Below are 21862 nucleotides of genomic sequence, written 5' to 3'. Positions count from 1 at the left end.
CGCATGGCTACGGACGACGAACGATTCTTGCAGCGCCTGCTCGCGACCTTCAGGCTGGAGGCCGACGAGCATGTCGGCGCGATGTCGGCGCTGGTGCTGGAGCTGGAGCGGCCGGACGAACCTGGTGGGTCCGCGCGCGCGGCCGGCCTGGTGGAGACGCTGTTCCGCGAGGTGCACAGCCTCAAGGGCGCGGCGCGCGCGGTCAACCTGGCCGACATCGAGGCCGTGTGCCAGGCGCTCGAAAGCGTGCTGGCCCTGCTGAAGCGCGCGCAGTGCGCGCCGCCGGTGCCCATGTTCGAGCTGCTGTACCTGACGATCGACGTGCTGCGCGGGCTGCTCGATGGCGGTGCATATGAGCTGGGCGGGCTGCTGCAGGCCTTGACGGAAGCGCAGTACGGCTTGTCCGCAGCGCCGGCTATCGCAGGCACTGCACCGCTGATGCCGCCGCTCCCGATGCAGCCGATGTCGCTGACGCTCCCGATGTCGCCGATGTCGCCGATGGCCGCCGTGTCCGCGATGCCTGCGGCGGCCGCGCCATCCACGCCCGCCGCCGCGCCCGAGCCGGAGCAGACGGTGCGCATCTCCACCGCCAAGCTGACCGCGCTGCTGTTGCAGGCCGAGGAACTGCTGGCCTTCAAGTTCAGCGCCGAGCACATGGCCGCCGACCTGCGCGCGCTGCACACCGAACTGGAAGGCTGGCGCAAGCACTGGAGCCGCACCGTCGGCGAGGCGCGCGCCATAGTCCGCGCGGGCGAGCGCCGCTACGGCGCGGCCGGCGCCACCCGCAAGGGCCCGCCGCTGGAGCGCCTGCTGGAAGCGGTCGAGCGCGACGCGCTGCTGGCCAAGACCATGAGCGAGCGCTTCGTGCAGATCGAACGCAGCGCCTGGCAGGAGCGGCGCGCGCTGGCCGGCATGGTCGACAATCTGCTGGAAGACATGAAGCGCACGCTGATGCTGCCGTTCTCCACGCTGCTGGAAATGGCGCCGCGCCTGGTGCGCGACCTGGCCCACGACAGCGGCAAGGAAGTCGAGCTGCGCATCGACGGCGCGGCGATCGAGATCGACCGCCGCATCCTGGAGCAGATGCGCGATCCGCTGGTGCACCTGCTGCGCAACGCCATCGACCACGGCATCGAGACACCGGCCGAGCGCCGGCTGGCGCGCAAGCAGGAGCGCGCGCGCTTGTCGATCGAAGTGCTGCCGCGCGACGGCGACAAGGTCGAGCTGCTGGTCAGCGACGACGGCCGCGGCATCGATCCGCTGCAGGTGCGCGACCGCGCCGTGCGCGAGGGCTTGCTGGCGCCCGAGGCCGGCGCGGCGCTGAGCACGGCGCAGATGCTGGCGCTGGTGTTCGAGTCGGGCGTGTCGACCAGCGCCATGCTGACCGACCTGTCCGGGCGCGGCCTGGGGCTGGCGATCGTGCGCGAGAAGGCTGAGAAGCTGGGCGGCAGCGTGGCGGCCGAGGCGGCGCCGGGCGGCGGCACGCGCTTCCGCATCGTGCTGCCGGCCACGCTGGCGACCTTCCGCGGCCTGCTGGTGACGGCGGCCGGGCGCCAGTTCGTGCTGCCGTCGCGCAATGTCGAGCGGGTCGCGCGCGTGCTGCCGGAATCGGTGCAAAGCGTCGAGGGCCATCCCACCGTGGTGCTGGAGGGCGAGGTGCTGGCGCTGGTGCAGCTGTGGCGCGTGCTGGGGCTGGCCGCGCCGTCGGCGCCGTCCGGCTACCTGACGTTGGCGCTGCTGACCAGCGGCAGCCGCCGCATGGCCTGCCTGGTGGACGCGGTGCTGGGCGAGCAGGAGGTGCTGGTCAAGGGCCTGGGGCCGCAGCTGCGGCGGGTGCCCAACATCGCCGGCGCCACCGTGCTGGGGGCCGGCCAGGTGGTGCCCATCCTGCACGTGGCCGACCTGCTGAAGTCGGCGCTCGGCGCGGGCGTGGGCGGCACGCCCTTGCCGGCGCCGGCGGCGCAGGCGGCGCGCCAGCAGTTGCTGGTGGTGGAGGATTCGATCACCTCGCGCGCGCTGCTCAAGAACATGCTGGAGGTGGGCGGCTACCGGGTGACGGTGGCGGTCGACGGCGTCGACGCGCTGAGCGCGCTGCGCGGCGGCGGCTACGACTTGGTGGTGTCGGACGTCGAGATGCCGCGCATGGACGGCTTCGACCTGACCGCCAGCATCCGCGCCGACCGCCGGCTGGCCGAGTTGCCGGTGGTGCTGGTGACCTCGCTGGCCTCGCGCGAGCACCGCGAGCGCGGCGTCGACGTCGGCGCCAGCGCCTACATCGCCAAGCAGGGGCTGGAGCAGGGCAATCTGCTGGCCACCGTGCGCAGGTTGCTGCGATGAGCGGCCCGCTCACGCCCGTGATCCGGGTGCTGGTGGTGGACGATTCGCCGGTGGCGCGCGAGCTGCTGGCCTATCTGCTCAATTCCGATCCGGCGCTGGAGGTGATCGGCGTGGTGGCCGACGGCGAGCAGGCGGTGGAGGCGGCGGCGCGCCTGCGGCCGGACGTCATCACCATGGACATCCATCTGCCGCGGCTGGACGGCTACGCCGCCACCCGGATGATCATGGAGACTTGCCCGACCCGCATCGTGATGGTCACCGCCAGTCCGGTCGCGCACGAGGTGGCGGACAACTTCCGCGTGCTGGAGGCCGGCGCGCTGGCGGTGCTGGCCAAGCCGTCCGGTCCCGGCCATCCGGAGCACGCGCAGATCACCGAGGAGCTGCTGCGCACCATCAAGCTGATGGCCGAGGTCAGCGTGGTGCGGCGCTGGCGGCGCAGCGAAACCTGGGGCGCCGGCGGAGCATCGGCATCGGCGTCAGCGGCGCCAGCGCCGGCGCCGGTGGCCGGCGCCGAGCTGCGGCTGGTGGTGATCGGCGCCTCGACCGGCGGCCCGCTGGCGCTGCACACCATCCTGGCGCGCCTGAAGCAGCCGTTCGCCGCGCCCATCCTGGTGGTCCAGCATATTTCGCCGGGCTTCGTGGCCGGCCTGGTCGAATGGCTGGGACGCGGTTGCGGCGGCGCGGTGCGGGTCGCCGGGCATGGCGAGCTGGCGCTGGCCGGCAATGTCTACCTGGCGCCCGACGACGCCCACATGACGGTGCGCGCGGAGGGCGGCGTGGCGCGCATCGCCTTGTCCAGCGCGCCGGCGGAGCACGGCGCGCGGCCGGCGGTGGCCCAGCTGTTCCACTCGGCGGCGGCGTTCGGGCCGCGCGCGGCCGGGGTGCTGTTGACCGGCATGGGGCGCGACGGCGCGCAGGAACTGCTGACCATGCAGCAGGCCGGCGCGCTGACCATAGCGCAAGACGCGGACAGCGCGATCGTCAACGGTATGCCGGGCGAGGCGGTGCGGCTGGGCGCGGCGCGCCACGTGCTGGCGCCGGAAGCGATCGCCGGCTTGCTGAACAGCCTGACGCCGGGGGCGCGATGAGCACCGGCGTGGACACCAGCGCGGACAACGGCGCGGCGCCGGCCGGCGCCGAGATCCTGATCGTCGAGGACAGCCGCACCCAGGCCGAGCACCTGCGCCACCTGCTGGAGCGGCAGGGCTACGCGGTGCGCACGGCGGCCAACGGCAAGCTGGCGCTGGCGGCGATCACCGAGCGCGTGCCGGAGCTGGTGCTGTCGGACATCGTGATGCCGGAAATGAACGGCTACCAGCTGTGCCGGGCGGTCAAGGCCAACCCCGACTGGCGTGACATCCCGGTGGTGCTGATCACCTCGCTGTTCGATCCGGAGGACATCGTGCGCGGCCTCGAATGCGGCGCCGACAATTTCATCCGCAAGCCCTACGCGCCGGCCTACCTGCTGGCGCGGCTGGAGCAGGTGCTGACCAACCGCCGGCTGCGCCAGCAGACCGACCCGGCCCAGGGCATCGTGCTCTACCTGAACGGGCGCGAGCACACCATCCATTCGGAGCGCCAGCAAATCCTCGACCTGCTGGTGGCGACCTACGAGCAGGCGGTGCAGGTCAACGGCGAACTGCAGTCGCGCGAGCAGCAGGTCAACGACCTGAACCTGCAGCTGCGCCGCCACGCCGCCCAGCTGGAGCACTCGAGCCGGGAGGTCGAGCGCAAGAACGCCGAGCTGGAGGCGTCCAACCGGGAGATCGCGCGCCAGAACCTCGAGCTGGGCGAGGCCAACCGCATGAAGTCGGCCTTCCTGGCGAATATGTCGCACGAGCTGCGCACGCCGCTCAACGCCATCAACGGTTTTTCCGAGGTGCTGCGCAGCGGCATGGCCGGCAAGCTGACGGCGCAGCAGGAAGAATTCGCCGGCAACATCCTGCTCAGCGGCAAGCACCTGCTGGCGGTGATCAACGACGTGCTGGACATGTCGAAGATCGAGGCCGGCATGATGGAGCTGGAGCAGGCGCCGGTGGACATCGCGGCGCTGCTGGGCGAGTGCCTGGTGGTGGTGCGCGAACGCGCGCTGCGCCAGCGCATCGCGCTGCAGCTGGAGGCGGAACCGTCCGCGCCGGTGCCGGCCGACCGCCGCAAGCTGACCCAGGTGGTGCTGAACCTGCTGTCGAACGCGGTCAAGTTCACGCCCGACGGCGGCAGCGTGACCTTGCGCGCCTGCCGGGTGGCGCCGGCGCGGCCGGCCGGGATGGCGCTGGTCGGCGGCGGCGTCGCGCTCAAGGCGGACCCGGACGGTTATCTGGAGATCAGCGTCAGCGACAGCGGCATCGGCATCGCCGCCGACGATTTGCCGCGGCTGTTCCGCCAGTTCGTCCAGCTCGACAGCAAGCTGTCGCGCCAGTACGAGGGCACCGGCCTGGGGCTGGTGCTGGTCAAGCAGCTGGTGGAATTGCACGGCGGCGCGCTGGCCGTGCGCAGCACGCCGGGCGCCGGTTCGGAATTCATCCTGTGGCTGCCGTGCGGCGGCGCCGGAGCATGAGGGAGGCCCGGGCGCGATGGCAACTATCCTGATCGTTGAAGACAATCCGTCCAACATGCTGTTGGCGACCTTCCTGCTGGAGCATGCGGGCCATCAGGTGCTGCAGGCGGACGAGGCCGAAGGCGCGCTGCGGCTGGCGCGCGAGCGGCTGCCGGACCTGATCCTGATGGATGTGCAGCTGCCGGGCATGGACGGGCTGGAGGCGACCGGCGCGCTGAAGGCCGATGCGCGCACCGGCGCGATCAAGGTGCTGGCCTTCACCAGCTTCGCGATGACGGGCGACGCCGACCGCATCCGCGCCGCCGGCTGCGACGGCTATATCAGCAAGCCGATCAGCGTGGACGAGTTCGTGGCCCTGGTCGAGGCCGCGCTGGGCGGCGGTTGAGGCGGGAATATCCCGCCGCCTGCTGGCGGCGGGGCAGGGGCGGGGATCAGATGGCCCAGCCGCCGGCGTAGAACACGGCCAGCGCGATGGCGATGGCGACGGTGCCGACGTTGAGCTTGCGCCATTCGCCGGACACCAGGCGACCCACCACCAGGGTGCAGAAGCCCAGCATGATGCCGGTGACGATGTTGCAGGTCAGCAGGATGAACACCGCGCACACCAGGCCGGACAGCGCGTCCAGCTTGTCGTCCATCTTCATGTGGGCGACGCTGCCCAGCATCAGCAGGCCGACATACATCAGCGCCGGCGCGGTGGCGTATTGCGGCACCAGGCCGGCCAGCGGCGAGAAGAAGATCAGGCCGAGGAACAGCACGCCGACCACGGCGGCGGTCAGGCCGGTGCGGGCGCCGGCGGCGGTGCCGACGGTCGACTCGATGTAGGCCGCGGCCGGCGCGCCGCCGACCAGCGAGGCGAAGATGGAGCTCAGCGAATCGGCCGTCAGGGCCTTGCCGCCGTTGCGGATGTAGCCGTTCGGCTCGACCTGGCCGGCCTGGCCGGCGACCGCGCGGATGGTGCCGGTGGCGTCGAACACGGCGGTCATCACCAGCGCCAGCACGCTGGGCAGCACGGCCACGCTGAGCGCGCCGCGGATGTCCATGGCGCCGATCAGCGAGGGGTGGCCGGGGGAACTCAGTTGCGGCATGGCGAACACGCCGGTGAAGTGCACCGCCGGGTCGAAGGCCAGGCCCAGCGCCGACAGCGCGATCACCACCAGCAGGATGCCGCCCGGCACCTTGCGCTGCTCCAGGCCGAAGATGGCGGCCAGGCCCAGCATGCTCATGACGACCGGGAAGGAGGTGATCTTGCCCAGCGCGACCGGCAGGCCGGCGCCGGCGTTCTTGACCACCAGGCCGACGTCGCTGGAGGCGATCATCAGCAGGAACAGGCCGATGCCCACGCCGGTGCCGTGCGCCACGCCGGCGGGCAGGTTCTGCAGGATCCACGAGCGCACGCCGGTGACCGAGATCGCCGTGAACACCACGCCCATCAGGAACACCGCGCCCAGCGCGACGGCCGGCGACAGGCCCTTGCCCAGCACCAGGCCGAAGGCGGTGAAGGCGGTCAGCGAGATGGCGCAGCCGACCGCGATCGGCAGCTTGGCCCACACGCCCATCAGCAGCGAGCCGACGGCGGCGGTCAGGCAGACCGCGACGAACACGGCGCTGACGTCGAAGCCGGCCGCGCCCAGCATGCCGGGCACGACGAACACGGAATACACCATGGCCAGGAAGGTGGTGACGCCGGCCAGCACCTCGCGCCGCGTGGTGCTGCCGCGTTCGGTGATCTGGAAATACTGGTCGAGCTTGGTGAGGGGGACGGCAGGCGTGGCTTCCTCGCGCACGGGGCGGAGTTGTGGCTGGGGTTGGGACATGATGATGCTGCTCCTGTTGTTGTCCGCCTAGGCGACCGTGGCGGCCGCTCTGGGTGGTGTCTCGTTATGTGTATTGCAAGGAGAGCTTAGGGGAAAGCGTGTGGGCGCTGCGCGGCGGCTGTCGATACCTGTCATAGCCGTACGCGTATTGCATTCGCCGGGGAGGGGGAATCCCCTATGAGGAGGGTGGCCGGGAAGGCGGCCGCCACGGCGCGCGCAATGCAACGATGTTGCGCGGTGTGGCGGCGGAGGGACAGACTTACTCCAGGTTCTGCACCTGTTCGCGCATCTGTTCGATGAGCAGCTTGAGTTCCATCGAGGCGTCGGCCAGTTCCTTGACCGAGGCCTTGGCGCCCAAGGTGTTGGCTTCGCGGTTCAGCTCCTGCATCATGAAGTCCAGGCGCTTGCCGACCTGGCCGCCTTTTTTCAGGATGTGGCGGGTCTCGGTCAGGTGGGCCGACAGGCGGCCCAGCTCTTCGGCGACGTCGATGCGGATGCCGTACAGGATCACTTCCTGGCGGATGCGCTCGAGCGCGTCCTGGCGCGACAGCGCCGAATTCGAGCCCTGGCAGGCCAGGCCCAGCGCGTCCTGCATGCGCTCGATGGCTTTTTGCTGGAAGGCCGCCACCACCTGCGGGATCAGCGGCGTGATGCGCTTGACGATCACTTCCATCGCCTCGATGCGCGAGGTCAGCATGGTTTCCAGCGCCGCGCCTTCGCGCTGGCGGCTGTGGACGAAGGCTTGCACGGTGCGCGCGGTCAGCGCGGCGACGTCGGCCTGCAGCGATTCCTGGCCGATCTGGGCTTCCTCGATCACGCCGGGCCAGCGCAGCAGCTCGGCCACCGACATGGTGGCGGCGGCCGGGAAATGGCCGCTCACTTCGGCCTGCATGCGTTGTAATTCGGTCAAAAGCGGCAGGTTCAGCGCCTGCGAACCGGTGCTCGCGGCCTTGCGGCCGAAGCTGAGGCGCAATTCGACCTTGCCGCGGGTGATGGCCGCCATGATTGCCGAGCGCAAATCGGGTTCAAGCGCTCGTAAATCGTCGTTTATTCGAAACTGAAGGTCTAGAAATCGTGAGTTGACACTCTTGATTTCGATAGTCAGTGTTCCCGCCGCACTTTCACTGGTGGCGACCGCGTAGCCCGTCATACTGGAAATGCTCAATGGATGTCCCCGATTTAATCTTTACAAAACAGTGATTTATCCACACAATCCGGTTGTTGAGGCGAGGAATCCTATGGCAGCACAAAACAACGCCCCGTTACCCGATGGTCTGGAAATTGCTGGATATCGCATTGTAAAGAAAATTGCGTCCGGTGGGTTCAGTATTGTTTACCTGGCGTACGACGGCGACGGCGTGGCGGTGGCGATCAAGGAATATTTACCCAGTTCTTTGGCCCTGCGGCAGGAGGGCGAACTGGTGCCGGCCATCTCCAAGGCGCATCTGCCGGTGTTCCGCATCGGCCTCAAGTGCTTCTTCGAGGAGGGCAGGGCGCTGGCCCGCATCTCCCATCCGAACGTTGTCAGCGTGCTCAATTTCTTCCGCGCCAACGAAACCGTTTACATGGTGATGGCCTACGAATCCGGCCATTCATTGCAAGAACATATACAAAGGCAGCGCAGCAAGGGCAGCAAGGTGGGCGAGGCCTTCATCCGCACCATCTTCCTGCAGGTGCTCAAGGGCTTGCGCGAGGTGCACGCCAACAAGCTGCTGCACCTGGACCTGAAGCCGGCCAATATCTACCTGCGCACCGACGGCACGCCGATGCTGCTGGACTTCGGCGCCGCCCGCCAGACGGTGAATAACGATATGCCGACCTTGACGCCGATGTACACTCCGGGCTTCGCGCCGCCCGAGCTGTACTCCAAGACCGGCGGCCTGGGGCCGTGGTCGGACGTGTACAGCATCGGCGCGTCGATGTTCGCCTGCATGGTGGGTTCGCCGCCGCAGCCGGCCGACCAGCGCAAGAGCGAGGATAAAATGGCCGGCCATTTCGACAAGCTGGAAGGCTTGTACACGCCGGAGTTGGTGAAGATGGTGCGCTGGTGCCTGGAGCTGGACCCGCTGGAGCGCCCGCAAAGCCTGTTCGCCTTGCAGAAGGTGCTGCAGGCGGCCGCGGCGGCCGCGCCCGCCGCGCCAACGCCGCCGCCGGGCGTGATCGACAAGCTGGGCCAGGGCTGGCGAGGTCTGGTCGACCGGCTGGGCGGCCTGGGCAAGCCCAAGGCCAAGTCCGGCCCCGACACGCTGATTTAACCCATAAAAGGCAGGAACCATGCAATTCTCCGTGTATCAGGAAAGCCACATCGGCGGCCGCAAGGTCAACCAGGACCGCATGGGCTACAGCTTCACCCGCGACGCGCTGCTGCTGGTGCTGGCCGACGGCATGGGTGGCCACCTGCGCGGAGAGATCGCCGCCACCGTGGCGCTGCAATCGATTTCGGCGCTGTTCCAGCAGCAGGCCACGCCGTACGTGAAAAAGCCGCAGCGCTTCCTGGAGGAAGCCTTGCTGACGGCGCACCGCGACATCCACCAGTACCGCGCCGACCATGGCCTGCCGGAGACGCCGCGCACCACCATCGTCGCCTGCCTGATCCAGCACAACACGGCGACCTGGGCGCACTGCGGCGATTCGCGCCTGTATTGGATGCGCGACGGCCAGATCCTGGCGCGCACGCGCGACCACTCGCATGTGGAAAGCCTGATCGCCAAGGGCCTGGCGCAGCCGTCCGAGCGCGCCACCCATCCCGACCGCAACAAGCTGTATAACTGCCTCGGCGCGGACAGCCTGCCGAAAGTGGAAATCTCCGGCGGCGCCGGCATGCTGCCGGGCGACCTGATGCTGTTGTGCTCCGACGGCTTGTGGTCTATGCTGCCGGACGACGAACTGGTGCGGCGCCTGCACAGCCAGACTGTGGTGCGCGCCGTGCCGGACCTGCTGCAGGCGGCGCTGGGCGCGGCCGGCAGCGCCAGCGACAACGTCACCGCGCTGGCCATCATGTGGCAGGGCAGCTCCATGGTCGACGGCATGGGGGCGATGACGGCGGCCGAACTGTCGACCGTGATCTCGACCGAAGCCCTGCCGCAGGACCTGCACAGCACCACGATCAACAGCGCGCCGGTGCCGGAGCAGGCCGCCGCGCCGGCGCCGGCGGTCGACGCCTTCGACGACGACGAGATCGAAAAGGCCATCGCCGAGATCCGCGGCGCCATCGAAAAATCCTCCCAAATACTGAAATAAGGAATACTGTTTATGCCATTTGAATCCCGTCCGAGCGGCCGCGCCGTCGATGCGCTGCGCACCCTGCGCCTGACCCGCGACTACACCAAGCACGCCGAAGGCTCGGTGCTGATCGAATGCGGCGACACCAAGGTGATTTGCACCGCCAGCATCGAAGAGAAGGTGCCGGGCTTCCTGAAGGGCAAAGGCCAGGGCTGGATGACGGCCGAATACGGCATGCTGCCGCGCTCGACCCACACCCGCATGGACCGCGAGGCGGCGCGCGGCAAGCAGTCCGGCCGCACCCAGGAGATCCAGCGTTTGATCGGCCGTTCGCTGCGCGCGGCGTTCGACCTGGAAGCGTTCGGCGAGCGCACGCTGCATCTCGATTGCGACGTGATCCAGGCCGACGGCGGCACCCGCACGGCGTCCATCACCGGCGCCATGGTGGCGGCGTATGACGCCTTCTCCAAGCTGGTGGCGCGCGGCGCGGTGCCGGCGATTCCGCTGAAAAGCTTCGTGGCGGCGATCTCGGTCGGCGTCTACCAGGGCATGCCGGTGCTGGACCTGGACTACGTGGAAGATTCCGGCTGCGACACCGATATGAACGTGGTGATGAACGACGCCGGCCACTTCATCGAAGTGCAGGGCACGGCAGAAGGCGCCGCCTTCGACCGCGCCGGCATGAACCGCCTGCTGGACCTGGCCCAGGGCGGCATCGCCGACCTGATCAAGCTGCAGAAGCAGGCGCTGGGTCTGGCTTAGGGGTGGGGTTGGGGCAGGGCGGCGCGCTCCTTCGAACTAACCATGCTATTTCGCCTTGCTCTTCCTGACTAAGCCTCTCTGGTTTTCTCTATTTTTTTTGCTGCACCCGCACAAAGCAAAAAACCATCAAAAATAGATGGAATCAGAGAGGCGATTCAGTATCGTTTTTCAGAAGGAGCGCGCAAGGCCTCCGGCACGCGCATCCTCTTGCCGCCGCGTCCGGCTGGCTTCCGGCGGGGCCGGGCCCAAAGGGTTTACAATGTCGGCTTCATCGCCTTACTTGCCCTCTGTAGCCCACACCATGACCCAACGCCTGATCCTCGCCTCGAACAACGCCGGCAAACTCAAAGAATTCAACGAACTGCTGTCCACCGTGGGCTTTTCCGTCCACGCCCAGGGCGAGTACGACGTCCCGGAAGCGGACGAGCCGTTCCATACCTTCGTTGAAAACGCCCTGCAAAAAGCCCGCCACGCCGCGCGCCTGACCGGGCTGCCGGCGCTGGCCGACGATTCCGGCGTTTGCGTCAACGCCCTGGGCGGCGCGCCCGGCGTGTATTCGGCGCGCTTTGCCGGCGAGCCGAAATCGGACGCCCGCAACAACGAGAAAATGATCGCCGACCTGGCCGCCCACGCCGACAAGTCCGCGTACTACTACTGCGTGCTGGTGTTCGTGCGCCACGCCGACGACCCGCAACCGGTGATCGCCGACGGCCGCTGGAACGGCGAAATGATCGCCACCCCGCGCGGCAACGGCGGCTTCGGCTACGACCCGCACTTCTACATTCCGGCGCTGGGCAAATGCGCCGCCGAGCTGACGGCCGATGAGAAGAACGCGCTGTCGCACCGCGGCCAGGCCCTGCGCGCACTGGTAGAGAAGCTGAAATGATCCCGATTAAAATCGTCGGCGCCACCAGCAAGGCAGCCAAGCCGGCCACCGACATCAGCGAAGCCGCCGGCGTCGCCGCCAAGTACCTGCAGGCCGGTTCGCTGAACCTGCAGGCGCTGCCGCCGCTGTCGCTGTACATCCACTTCCCGTGGTGCGTGAAGAAGTGCCCTTACTGCGACTTCAACTCGCACGAAGCCAAGGACGGCCACACTTTCCCGGAACAGGAATACCTGGACGCGCTGCGCACCGACCTGGAAATGGCGCTGCCGCTGATCTGGGGCAGAAAGATTTATACGATTTTCATCGGCGGCGGCACGCCCAGCCTGATGTCGGCCGCCGGGCTGGATCGCCTGCTGTCGGACGTGCGCACCTTGCTGCCCTTGGACAGCGACTGCGAGATCACGATGGAGGCCAACCCCGGCACCTTCGAGGCCGAGAAGTTCAAGTCCTACCGCGCCAGCGGCATCAACCGCCTGTCGATCGGCATCCAGAGCTTCAACAGCCGCCACCTGAAGGCGCTGGGCCGCATCCACGACGACAACGAAGCCAAACGCGCGGTGGAGATCGCGCTGGCCAACTTCGACAACTTCAACCTCGACCTGATGTACGCGCTGCCGTCGCAGACGCTGGAGGAAGCGCGCCACGACGTCGAGACCGCGATGGCCTTCCAGCCGCCGCACCTGTCGCTGTACCACCTGACGATGGAGCCGAATACGCTGTTCGCCAAGTACCCGCCGGCGCTGCCGGACGACGACGCCAGCGCCGACATGCAGGACATGATCGCCGAGCTGACCGCCGCCAACGGCTACGGCCAGTACGAGGTGTCGGCCTACGCCAGGGAAGGCCACCGCGCCCGCCACAACCTGAACTACTGGGAATTCGGCGACTACCTGGGCATCGGCGCCGGCGCGCATTCCAAGCTGTCGTTCCCGCACCGCATCCTGCGCCAGGCCCGCTACAAGCAGCCCAAGGCTTACATGGAGCAGGTGCGCCTGGGCGCGCCGGTGCAGGAAGAGTACGAGATCGGCCGCGACGACATGGGCTTCGAGTTCATGCTCAACACGCTGCGCCTGCACGGCGGCTTCGATCCCAACCTGTTCGCCGAGCGCACCGGCCTGAGCCTGAACGCGATCGAGAAAAACCTCAACGCTGCCGAAGCCAAGGGCCTGCTCTACCGCGACTACAAGCTGATCAAGCCGACCGAGCTGGGCCAACGTTTCCTCAACGATTTGCAACAGATGTTCCTCAACGGCTGATACAAAAGCTGGCATTTTTAACCATTTTTCTTGACGTCAAATGGACAGGCTCGGATACTGGGTAACCTCTATCCAGCCTGGAGCAGCCATGCCCTTATTTGGTTTAGCCCCCTCGTTCGACGATCCGGAAAACGGCATGACCCGGCTCGACATGATCGCCAGCCAGCGGGTGGCCAACGAGCTCGACGAAGTGATCATCTTCCGTTCGACCGGGCCGTGGTCGCGGCGCTGGCTGGAGGACGGCTATCCCAGCAAGAATTTCCACGTCAAGGGCAAGAGCTCGGACTGGGGGCCGCAGGCCGGCTTCGTGCCGTACGACGGCACCTACAGCAAGGTCGGCCACAACCAGGGCAAGGCGCAGAAGGGCACGCGCGCCAACCAGAAGGGCATCAACGACCGTTTCGCCAGCGCCCGCGTGCTGGAGCTGACGCTGGAGCAGCTGACCCTGCAGATGCTGCTGGCCGAGGAAATGCCGCCGCGCACCGCCTTGCAGTTCATGGAAGCCGTGCCCGGCACCCGCGACTACTCGCTGCTGGCGCAGCGTTCCGGCGACGGCCAGTTGTTCGAATTCCTGGCGCGCTGGAATCGCGCCGGCCCGACGGCGGGCGAGGCGGTCTACCAGATCCATGTCTACACCATCGCCACCGACTTCAGCGCGCACGGCATGGCCTCGCGGCTGCTGCTGCCGCTGGAGGTGATGTGCTCGTCCGAAGCGGGCGCCAACAACCGGCCCATGACCGGCGACTACGATTTGATGGCGGTGTGCCCGCGCTGGAGCGACTACGGCAGCACCAGTTCGGCGCAGATCGCCAAGCCGGGGCTGGTGATGAACGGCATGGCGCCGCGCCTAGGCCAGGTGTTCGAGCGCGGCACCAACCTCGACAAGGTGCTGACCATGGAGAGCAGCACCGGCCGCCCGCGCCCGCAGGGCTGGCAGGCGCCGGCCGGCTTCGGCAACGAGGAGCACTACGACATGGGCAACGTCACGCCGCGCATCCTGCGCTGCATCAACCTGCTCAACGGCCGCATGGTCAACGGCAACGGCGCCTTCCGCCGCGTGCACCACAACGCCGAATCGCACCGCCACGTGGCGTTCGGCGCGCTGACCCAGGCCGACATGGAAAACGACAACGACGGCTTCCCGCTGACCGTGTTCCAGCCCGACGCGGCCGGCATCCGCAGCCCCGCCATCGCCGCCTACGGCAATGTCGCGACCTTGCTCAATATGCGCGAATTCCGCGTCTACGCGGGGCTGTTGCAGGACGCCGGCTACTTCCTGCCCCGCAACGCGGCGTGGGGCATGTCGATCCGCGACGCCCAGCGGGCGGTTTAAAACTCTTCCCAGTCCTTGTCGCCGCCGACGGTGGCCGGCTTGCTGGCCGTCAGCTTGGCGGCCGGCCTGGCCGCCACCGGACGCGGCGCCGGACGGGCAGCCGGGGCAGGGCGCGCCGCCGGCAGCGCCGCCTTGGCGCGCGCCGGCGCCGCCAGCGCCGGCCGCAATCCCTCGTCGCCCAGCTTGAACGAGGCCGCCACATCGGCCAGCCGCGCCGCCTGGTCCTGCATGCTGGCCGCGGCCGCCGCCGCTTGCTCCACCAGCGCCGCGTTCTGCTGCGTCACCTGGTCCATCTGCGTGATGGCGGTGTTGACCTGGTCGATGCCGATGCTTTGCTCGCTGCTGGCCGAGGTGATCTCGCCCATGATGTCGGTCACGCGGCGCACGCTGGCCACCACGTCGTCCATGGTGGTGCCGGCCTGCTGCACCAGCTTGGCGCCGATGTCGACCTGCTGGACCGAATTGCCGATCAACTCCTTGATTTCCTTGGCCGCCGCCGCGCTGCGCTGGGCCAGGTTGCGCACCTCGGACGCCACCACCGCGAAGCCGCGTCCCTGCTCGCCGGCGCGCGCCGCTTCCACCGCGGCATTCAAGGCCAGGATGTTGGTCTGGAAGGCGATGCCGTCGATGACGGAAATGATGTCGACGATCTTGCGCGACGAGGCGTCGATCGAGCCCATGGTGTCGACCACCTGGCCGACGATGGTGCCGCCGCGCTCGGCCACGTCGGAGGCGGCCTGCGCCAGCTGGTTGGCCTGCTTGGCGTTCTCGGCGTTCTGGCGCACGGTGCTGGTCAACTCCTCCATCGACGACGCGGTTTCCTCCAGCGAGCTGGCCTGTTCCTCGGTGCGCTGCGACAGGTCCATATTGCCGGCGGCGATCTCGTTGGAGGCGGTGGCGATGGTGTTGGTGCCGCTCTGCACCTGGCTGACCACATTGCGCAGCGCATCGTTCATGCCCTTGAGCGCGGTCATCAGGTCGCCGATCTCGCACTTGCTGGTCTCGGCGTCGAAGCGGGTGGTGAGGTCGCCGTTGGCCACGGTGGCGGCGATCTCCACCGCCGACTTCAGCGGCACCGTGATCGAGCGCGAGATCACCCACGCCGCCAGCGAGCCGATCGACACCATCAGCACCGCCAGCACCATCAGCAGCATGTTGCTGCGGTCGTTGGCGGTGTCGATCGCGTGGGCGGTGTCGTCGATGGCCTTGCGCTGCAGGGTCAGCAGCGCCTGCACCTTGTTTTGGTAGGCCGTGGCCGACGGCATGAAGACATCCTTGTACAGCTTTTCCGCCTCCTCGGCGTTGCCGGCCTTCTTGGCGTTCATGATGTCGGTCTTGGCCTTCTGGTAGGTGGCGCGCAGCGCGCCGGAGGCGTCGAACACGGCCTTTTCCTCGTCGCTGATGAGCAGCTCCTTGAGCTTGGCGATCAGCTCGCCGCCCTTCTTGCTGCTGTCGGCGATGACGTCGGCGAAGGTGGTCGACAGGCTGTCGTCGCTGCTGCGGGCGATCAGCGCGGTGCGCGCCACGGCCGAGTAGATCAGCACGTACCAGTCGGAGGCCAGGCGTTCCTTGGCCAGCGGTTTCTCCATCATGTGGCGGGTGGCCTCGGCGTTGACGCGGGCGTTGTACAAGGCCACCGAGGTGGCGCAGATGGCGAGCAACAGGACGATGGCGAAACCGACCGCGAGGCGGGTGCCGATGCGCAGCTGAGACAGTAGATTCATGATGGACGCTCCGAGGTGGCCCGAGGATGGCTGCGCAGGCGCGCCGGAAGACGCGGCTGGCAGGCTACAAGTATGCACCCGCCGCGCCGTGGCGGTCATGCAACTTCAGACCGTCGCGTTGCTTTTTTGAAACAATTAGAAGGCGGCGGCCTGCGCCAGGTCGGGCTTGTCGCACCAGCGGGCGAAGGCTTCGGCCAGGCGTTCGCTTTCGGCGATGGCGCGGGTCCAGTCGCGGCTGCGGGCGGCGTGGTCCTGGCCGTAGAACTGGAAGTCCTTGCGGTCGGGCAGCTTGCCGTTGGGCAGCCTGGCGACGAACTCGGCCGACGGCGACACCAGGATCACATTGTCCAGCGCCGGGTTGTGGGCGCCGGCGCGGGCGCGGCGCCACGGCATGGCCTTGTCCAGCCAGCCGGGCACGATGTAGTCGTTGAAGTGCGGGTACAGCACCAGGCCGGGATCGCGCTGGTAGGGCAGGTGCAGGTGGTAGTCGATCAGGCCGCCGTCCCAGTAGGCGCCGTCGGGCGCGCCGGCGATGCCCGACACCGCCTCGAGCACCAGCGGGATCGAGCCCGAGGCCAGCAGCGCGTCGCGCAGGTTGGCCTCGCTCAGGCCGACGAAATGGCCGGTGAAGGCGTCGAACTGTTGGCGCAACCAGTCGGCGTCGTCGCGGCTGTTGTGGAACACCACCCGCTCCATCGCCCCCGCCAGACGCCGGCGTGACAGCGCGTTGCCGGCCGCCGCGCGCGCGAAGCCGGCCACCTCGCGCCAGCGCTGGCCGTTGGTGCGGGCCAGCGGGCCGACGCCGCGCATGGTCAGCACCGAGACGTGGTGGTCGGCATGGCCGACCGCCTCGGCGGCGCGGCCGTCGAGCAGTTCATCGAGCAGGGCGCGGACGGTCTGGCTGACGTAGGCGGCGCTGACCTTGGCCGGATAGCGCTGGCCGGCGTACAGGCGGGCGAGGCGCTTGTGGGCGGCGACCGGATCGTCGAAGGCCGACGCTGCCATGCGCCAGGCGCCGATCGACGCGCCGACCAGCTTGCGCTGGCGCGGCGCCGCCTGCAGCCAGCCGCCGAACATCCAGCAGTCGAGGCCATGCAGGATCAGGCCCTTCGGCCCGCCGGCGGCGGCCGGCACGATGGCGACATCGGCCGCCCGCACGCCCTCGGCGGCGATGCGCTGGCGGGCGCGCGCGCCCAGGCGGATGGTGATCGGAGAAGTCATATTCAATTGGGGTCAAGTCTGACATTCGGACACGAACTCTGCCGTAGTGGCCGTTACGGTGGAGCTCGTGTCCGAATGTCAGACTTGACCCCCGGGTTATTTTACGCCGCCGCCGAGGGCGCGGTACAGGTCGATGGCGCTGGTGGTGCGCAGCAGGCGCGCCTGCACCAGCGTCTGCTGCGCGCTGAACAGCTCGCGCTGCGCGTCCAGCACGTCCAGCGAGCTGGCCACGCCGTTGTCGAAGCGCAGTTGCAGCAGCTTCAGGCGGTCGGCCTGTGCTTCCTGCACGGCGCGCTGTGCGGACACCTGCTCGCCCAGGTAGTCGCGCGCGGCCAGCGCGTCGGCCACTTCGCGGAAGGCGGTCTGGATGGTCTTCTCGTAGTCGGCCACGGCGAGGTTCTTGCGCACTTCGGCCAGGCCCAGGTTGGCGCGGTTGCGGCCGGCGTCGAAGATCGGCAAGGTCAGCTGCGGCGCGAACGACCAGCTGCCCGAGCCGCCGTCGAACAGGCCGTTCAGCGACGGGCTGCTGCTGCCCAGCGCGGCCGTCAGGCTGATGCGCGGGAAGAAGGCGGCGCGCGCGGCGCCGATGTTGGCGTTGGCCGATTTTAATCGCTGCTCGGCGGCGCGGATGTCGGGCCGGCGCGCCAGCAGGTCCGACGGCAGGCCGGTCGGCAGCGCGCTCAGAGTGTCGATCTGCTGGTCGCTCGGCATGGCGCCGGCGGCCGTGCCCGACCCGGCGCCAGTACCGACCGCAGCGCCGGCGGTAGCGCCGGTGGCGGCAACGGCGGCGCTGGCCGGTTGGCCGACCAGCAGCGTCAAGGCGTTGTCCGCCTGCGCGCGCTGGCGCGCCAGCGTCAGCGCGGCGGCGCGCGCGGTTTCCATCAGCGTTTCGTTGGAGCGCAGGTCGAGGCGCGACGAGGCGCCCACTTCGGCGCGTTGCTGCGTCAACTTGTAGGTGCGGGCGCGGGCATCGTAGGTCTGCTGCGCCAGCGCGTACTGCTCGGCGTAGGCGCGCTCGGTGTAATAGGCTTGCGCCACCTGCGTCACCAGGCTGATTTGCGCAGCCTGGCGCGCTTCGTCGGTGGCCAGGTAGGCCGCCAGCGCGGCGTCGTTCAGGCTTTTCACGCGGCCGAAGAAATCCAGCTCGAAGGCCGATAGCGCCAGCCCGGCGTCATAGCGCTTGCCTATGGTGGTCTGGCCGCTCGGCGACAGGAAGGCCGGTGTCTTGGCCTTGGTGGCGGCCGCGTTGGCGTTGAGGTTGGGCAGGCGGTCGGCCGACTGGATGTCGTACTGCGCGCGCGCCTCCTCGATGCGCAGCGCGGCGGTGCGCAGGTCGCGGTTGTTTTCCAGCGCGGCGGCGATCAGCTGCTGCAGGCGCGGATCGGCGAAGTAGTCGCGCCAGCCGGTATCGACGGCGTCGCGCGCGCCGGCCGCCAGCGGCAGCGGCACGCTGGTGCGCGCGGCGGCGCCGGCGCTGTCGGCCGGGAAGGCGGCGGCCACCGGCGCGTCGGGACGCTGGTAGGTCGGCGCCAGCGAGCAGGCAGACAGCAAGGCCGCCAGCACGGCCAGGGGCAGGGCGGGCTTATGTGCAAAATTAATCATAGGTTTCATGGTTCTTATCGTTCATTTCATGTGCGGCCAGTTTGCGCTGGCGTTCGCTGCCCTTGAAGATCTTGCGGATCACGACGAAGAACACCGGCACCAGGAACACCGCCAGCACCGTGGCCGTGATCATGCCGCCCATCACGCCGGTGCCGATGGCGCGCTGGCTGGCCGATCCCGCGCCGGTGGCGATCACCAGCGGCAGCACGCCGAGGATGAAGGCCAGCGACGTCATGATGATCGGCCGGAAGCGCAGGTGCACCGCCTCCAGCGTCGCCTCGATCAGGCCCTTGCCCTGCGCCTGCAAGTCCTTGGCGAATTCGATGATCAGGATCGCGTTCTTGGCCGACAGGCCGATAATCGCAATCAGGCCGACCTTGAAGTACACATCGTTCGGCAGCCCGCGCATGGTGGCGCCCAGCAGCGCGCCCAGGATCCCCAGAGGCACCACCAGCAGCACCGCCACCGGAATCGATTCGCTTTCATACAGCGCCGCCAGCACCAGGAAGGCGGCCAGCAGCGACAGCGCGAACAGCATCGGCGCCTGCGAGCCGGAAGTCTTCTCTTCCAGCGACTGGCCGGTCCATTCGATGCTGAAGCCCGGCGGCAGCTGCGCCGCCAGGCGTTCCAGTTCGTCCATCGCCTCGCCGGTCGAGCGGCCTGGCGCGGCGTCGCCGGTCAGCTTGATGGCTGGGTAGCCGTTGTAGCGCACCAGCTGCACCGGACCTTGTATCCAGTGCGAGGTGGCGAACGAGGAGAACGGCACCATCGTGCCGGCCGCGCTGCGCACGTTGAGCTGCATGATGTCCGCCGGTTGCAAACGGCGCGGCGCGTCGGCCTGCACGATCACGCGCTGCTGGCGCCCGCTGCTGGCGAAGTCGTTGACGTAGGATGAGCCGAGCGCGGTCGACATCATCGCGTTGATGTCGGCGAACGTCACGCCCAGCGCATTGGCCTTCTCGCGGTCGATATCGACCTGCAGCTGCGGCGCGTCTTCCAGTCCTTCGGGACGCAGGCCCTTGAGGATGGCGCTCTTGCCGGCCATGCCGAGCAGCTGGTTGCGCGCCGCGATCAGCGCATCGTGACCGAGCGCGCTGCGGTCTTGCAGGCGCGCGGTGATGCCGGTGGCGTTACCCAGCTCGCGGATCGGCGGCGGCGACAGCGGGAAGATGATCGCATCCGGGATGCTCGACAGCGCGCCGAACGCGCGCTGCGCGATCGCCTGCGCCGACTGTTCCGGGCCACGTTCCTTCCAGTCCGTCAGCGGAATGAATACCAGGCCGGCGTTCTGGCCGTTGCCGGAGAAGCTGAAGCCCGCCACCGCGATGGTGCGCGCCACGCCCGGCTGCTTGCGGAAGTAGGCGTCGGCCTGCGCCAGCACGGCCTGCGTGCGGCTGGTCGAAGCGCCTGCCGGCAGCTGCACGTTGGCGATCAGGTAGCCCTGGTCCTCGTTCGGCAGGAACGACGACGGCAGGCGCGCATACAGCCAGCCCACTACGCCGCAGATCAGCGCGAACACCACCAGGTAACGGCCGGTGCGCTTGATCATCTTGGCGATCACGCCCTGGTAGCCGGTGGCGGTCACCGCGAACCTGCGGTTGAACCAGCCGAAGAAGCCTTTCTTCTCATGGTGATGGCCGGCTTCCACCGGTTTCAGAATGGTGGCGCACAGCGCCGGCGTCAGGGTCAGCGCCATCAGCGCCGAGAACAGCATGGCCGACACCATCGCCAGCGAGAACTGGCGGTAGATCGCGCCGACCGCGCCGCCGAAGAAGGCCATCGGAATGAACACGGCGATCAGCACCAGCGTGATGCCGATGATGGCGCCGGTGATCTGGCCCATGGCCTTGCGGGTGGCGTCACGCGGCGACAAGCCTTCCTCGCTCATGATGCGCTCGACGTTTTCCACCACCACGATGGCGTCATCGACCAGGATGCCGATCGCCAGCACCATGCCGAACATGGTCAGCACGTTGATCGAGAAGCCGAATAGCTGCATCGCCGCGAAGGTGCCCATCAGCGCCACCGGCACCACGATGGTCGGGATCAGGGTGTAGCGGAAGTTCTGCAGGAACAGGTACATCACCAGGAACACCAGCAGCACCGCTTCCAGCAGCGTCTTGACCACTTCCTCGATCGAGATCTTGACGAACAGCGAGGTGTCGTAAGGGATGGTGTACTTCACCCCCGGCGGGAAGTACTTGGCCAGTTGGTCCATCTTCTCGCGCACGGCGGTCGCCGTCTGCAGCGCGTTGCCGGTCAGGGACAGCTGCACCGCGATGGCGGAGAACGGCGCGCCGTTCAGGCGCGCGTTGATGTTGAAGCTGGCGCCGCCCATTTCGATGCGCGCCACGTCCTTCAGGCGCACCAGCGAACCGTTCGGGTTCGCGCGCAGCACGATCTGGCCGAATTCGGTGGTGGACGACAGCTGGCCCGTGACCACGATGGGCGCGGAGAAGGTCTGCTTGGCGGGGCTGGGCAAGTCGCCCAGCGTGCCGGAGGTGACCTGCGCGTTCTGCGCGCGGATGGCGGCGGTGACGTCGGCCATGGTCATCTTCAGGCCGATCAACTTGGCCGGATCGACCCAGATGCGCATCGCCCGTTCGGTGCCGAACAACTGCGCCTGGCCCACGCCAGGGATGCGCTTGACTTCATTGACCACGTTGCGGGCCAGGTAGTCGCCCAGGCCGGTCGGGTCGAGGCGGCCGTCGGTCGAGGTCAGGCCGACGAACATCAGGATGTTGGAACGCGCCTTGTTGACCTGCACGCCCTGTTGCGTGACGGCGGCCGGCAGGCGCGACTCCACGCGCTTGATGCGGTTCTGCACGTCGACCGCCGCCAGGTCCGGATTGGTGCCGGGGACGAAGGTGACGGTGATGGTGACGGCGCCGCTGGCCTCACTGGACGATTCGACGTACTGCAAGCCGTCGGCACCGTTCATCTCCTGTTCGATCACGCTGGTGACGGCGTCGTCCAGCACCTGCGCGGTGGCGCCGGGGTAGTTGGCCGTCACCACGATCGATGGCGGCGCGATGGTTGGGTACTGCGACACGGGCAATACCGTGATCGCCAGCATCCCGCCCAGCAGTATGAAGAGTGCGATCACCCACGCAAACACGGGGCGATCGATGAAAAACTTGGCCAT

At 68.2% G+C, this 21862-nt stretch carries 16 protein-coding genes; 10 read left to right on the top strand and 6 right to left on the bottom strand.

The features are described 5' to 3' along the window. Nucleotides 1-3: 3 nt before the first annotated feature. From D0T21_RS14720 to D0T21_RS14705, 4 genes are read left to right on the top strand one after another with little or no spacing between them, the layout of a single operon-like run. Nucleotides 4-2337, top strand: a complete 2334-nt coding sequence (locus D0T21_RS14720; RefSeq protein WP_116990360.1) for a response regulator — start codon at nt 4-6, stop codon at nt 2335-2337. Continuing rightward, on the top strand, nt 2334-3425 hold the full coding sequence (gene cheB / locus D0T21_RS14715) for a chemotaxis-specific protein-glutamate methyltransferase CheB (protein WP_116990359.1): 1092 nt from the start codon (nt 2334-2336) through the stop codon (nt 3423-3425). Before D0T21_RS14720 ends, cheB begins: the two co-directional genes overlap by 4 nt. After that, on the top strand, nt 3422-4894 hold the full coding sequence (locus D0T21_RS14710; RefSeq protein WP_116990358.1) for an ATP-binding protein: 1473 nt from the start codon (nt 3422-3424) through the stop codon (nt 4892-4894). Before cheB ends, D0T21_RS14710 begins: the two co-directional genes overlap by 4 nt. A 16-nt stretch (nt 4895-4910) precedes the next feature. Beyond that, the gene (locus tag D0T21_RS14705; RefSeq protein WP_116990357.1) at nt 4911-5279 is read left to right on the top strand and encodes a response regulator; all 369 of its coding nucleotides are present in this window, start codon (nt 4911-4913) and stop codon (nt 5277-5279) included. A gap of 46 nt (nt 5280-5325) precedes the next feature. Here the strand turns inward: D0T21_RS14705 and D0T21_RS14700 are convergent, their stop codons facing one another. Both D0T21_RS14700 and D0T21_RS14695 read right to left on the bottom strand, forming a co-directional pair. Further along, a complete protein-coding gene (locus D0T21_RS14700; protein WP_373886676.1) occupies nt 5326-6714 on the bottom strand; it encodes an NCS2 family permease in 1389 nt (462 codons plus the stop codon). A 256-nt stretch (nt 6715-6970) separates the two neighbouring features. Further along, on the bottom strand, nt 6971-7861 hold the full coding sequence (locus D0T21_RS14695) for a YicC/YloC family endoribonuclease (RefSeq protein ID WP_116990355.1): 891 nt from the start codon (nt 7859-7861) through the stop codon (nt 6971-6973). A gap of 88 nt (nt 7862-7949) precedes the next feature. On the opposite strand from D0T21_RS14695, the gene D0T21_RS14690 reads away from it, so the two are divergent. From D0T21_RS14690 to D0T21_RS14665, 6 genes are all read left to right on the top strand, one after another. Then, nucleotides 7950-8966: a serine/threonine-protein kinase gene (locus D0T21_RS14690; protein ID WP_116990354.1), complete on the top strand. Its 1017-nt coding sequence runs from the start codon at nt 7950-7952 to the stop codon at nt 8964-8966. A gap of 19 nt (nt 8967-8985) precedes the next feature. Then, complete coding sequence (locus D0T21_RS14685) at nt 8986-9951, top strand: PP2C family serine/threonine-protein phosphatase (RefSeq protein WP_116990353.1); 966 nt, start codon at nt 8986-8988, stop codon at nt 9949-9951. Nucleotides 9952-9963: 12 nt separating this feature from the next. Next, on the top strand, nt 9964-10695 hold the full coding sequence (gene rph, locus D0T21_RS14680) for a ribonuclease PH (protein WP_116990352.1): 732 nt from the start codon (nt 9964-9966) through the stop codon (nt 10693-10695). Between the two features lie 301 nt (nt 10696-10996). After that, entirely contained in the window at nt 10997-11581 is a 585-nt protein-coding gene (gene rdgB, locus D0T21_RS14675; RefSeq protein WP_116990351.1) for an RdgB/HAM1 family non-canonical purine NTP pyrophosphatase, read from the top strand. After that, complete coding sequence (gene hemW / locus D0T21_RS14670) at nt 11578-12837, top strand: radical SAM family heme chaperone HemW (protein ID WP_116990350.1); 1260 nt, start codon at nt 11578-11580, stop codon at nt 12835-12837. The genes rdgB and hemW overlap by 4 nt, the downstream gene beginning before the upstream one ends. Before the next feature lie 88 nt (nt 12838-12925). After that, nucleotides 12926-14170 (top strand): anthrax toxin-like adenylyl cyclase domain-containing protein, encoded by a 1245-nt coding sequence (locus tag D0T21_RS14665; RefSeq protein ID WP_158568012.1) that lies wholly within the window; start codon nt 12926-12928, stop codon nt 14168-14170. Here D0T21_RS14665 and D0T21_RS14660 read toward each other — a convergent pair. The 4 genes from D0T21_RS14660 to D0T21_RS14645 form a co-directional block, all read right to left on the bottom strand. Then, the gene (locus D0T21_RS14660) at nt 14167-15894 is read right to left on the bottom strand and encodes a methyl-accepting chemotaxis protein (protein ID WP_116990348.1); all 1728 of its coding nucleotides are present in this window, start codon (nt 15892-15894) and stop codon (nt 14167-14169) included. The two genes, D0T21_RS14665 and D0T21_RS14660, sit on opposite strands and share 4 nt — an antisense overlap. A gap of 135 nt (nt 15895-16029) precedes the next feature. Continuing rightward, entirely contained in the window at nt 16030-17115 is a 1086-nt protein-coding gene (locus D0T21_RS14655) for a patatin-like phospholipase family protein (RefSeq protein ID WP_116990347.1), read from the bottom strand. 96 nt (nt 17116-17211) lie between these two features. Continuing rightward, nucleotides 17212-18717, bottom strand: coding sequence for an efflux transporter outer membrane subunit (locus D0T21_RS14650; protein WP_116990346.1), 1506 nt, complete (start codon nt 18715-18717; stop codon nt 17212-17214). Then, complete coding sequence (locus D0T21_RS14645; RefSeq protein WP_116990345.1) at nt 18710-21862, bottom strand: efflux RND transporter permease subunit; 3153 nt, start codon at nt 21860-21862, stop codon at nt 18710-18712. The genes D0T21_RS14650 and D0T21_RS14645 overlap by 8 nt, the downstream gene beginning before the upstream one ends.

It is taken from the genome of Duganella sp. BJB476 (assembly GCF_003416895.1).
Lineage (GTDB): Bacteria > Pseudomonadota > Gammaproteobacteria > Burkholderiales > Burkholderiaceae_D > Rugamonas.
The sequence above is the reverse complement of the archived record's forward strand: the minus strand, read 5'-3'. Positions and strand labels throughout refer to the sequence as shown.

Coding starts and splice junctions, on each gene's coding strand:
- rdgB (WP_116990351.1), top strand. CDS start 10,997: ATGACCCAACGCCTGATCCTCGCCTCGAACAACGCCGGCAAACTCAAA.
- D0T21_RS14710 (WP_116990358.1), top strand. CDS start 3,422: ATGAGCACCGGCGTGGACACCAGCGCGGACAACGGCGCGGCGCCGGCC.
- D0T21_RS14650 (WP_116990346.1), bottom strand. CDS start 18,717: ATGATTAATTTTGCACATAAGCCCGCCCTGCCCCTGGCCGTGCTGGCG.
- D0T21_RS14690 (WP_116990354.1), top strand. CDS start 7,950: ATGGCAGCACAAAACAACGCCCCGTTACCCGATGGTCTGGAAATTGCT.
- D0T21_RS14705 (WP_116990357.1), top strand. CDS start 4,911: ATGGCAACTATCCTGATCGTTGAAGACAATCCGTCCAACATGCTGTTG.
- rph (WP_116990352.1), top strand. CDS start 9,964: ATGCCATTTGAATCCCGTCCGAGCGGCCGCGCCGTCGATGCGCTGCGC.
- D0T21_RS14655 (WP_116990347.1), bottom strand. CDS start 17,115: ATGACTTCTCCGATCACCATCCGCCTGGGCGCGCGCGCCCGCCAGCGC.
- D0T21_RS14660 (WP_116990348.1), bottom strand. CDS start 15,894: ATGAATCTACTGTCTCAGCTGCGCATCGGCACCCGCCTCGCGGTCGGT.
- D0T21_RS14645 (WP_116990345.1), bottom strand. CDS start 21,862: ATGGCCAAGTTTTTCATCGATCGCCCCGTGTTTGCGTGGGTGATCGCA.
- D0T21_RS14720 (WP_116990360.1), top strand. CDS start 4: ATGGCTACGGACGACGAACGATTCTTGCAGCGCCTGCTCGCGACCTTC.
- cheB (WP_116990359.1), top strand. CDS start 2,334: ATGAGCGGCCCGCTCACGCCCGTGATCCGGGTGCTGGTGGTGGACGAT.
- D0T21_RS14695 (WP_116990355.1), bottom strand. CDS start 7,861: ATGACGGGCTACGCGGTCGCCACCAGTGAAAGTGCGGCGGGAACACTG.
- D0T21_RS14685 (WP_116990353.1), top strand. CDS start 8,986: ATGCAATTCTCCGTGTATCAGGAAAGCCACATCGGCGGCCGCAAGGTC.
- D0T21_RS14665 (WP_158568012.1), top strand. CDS start 12,926: ATGCCCTTATTTGGTTTAGCCCCCTCGTTCGACGATCCGGAAAACGGC.
- hemW (WP_116990350.1), top strand. CDS start 11,578: ATGATCCCGATTAAAATCGTCGGCGCCACCAGCAAGGCAGCCAAGCCG.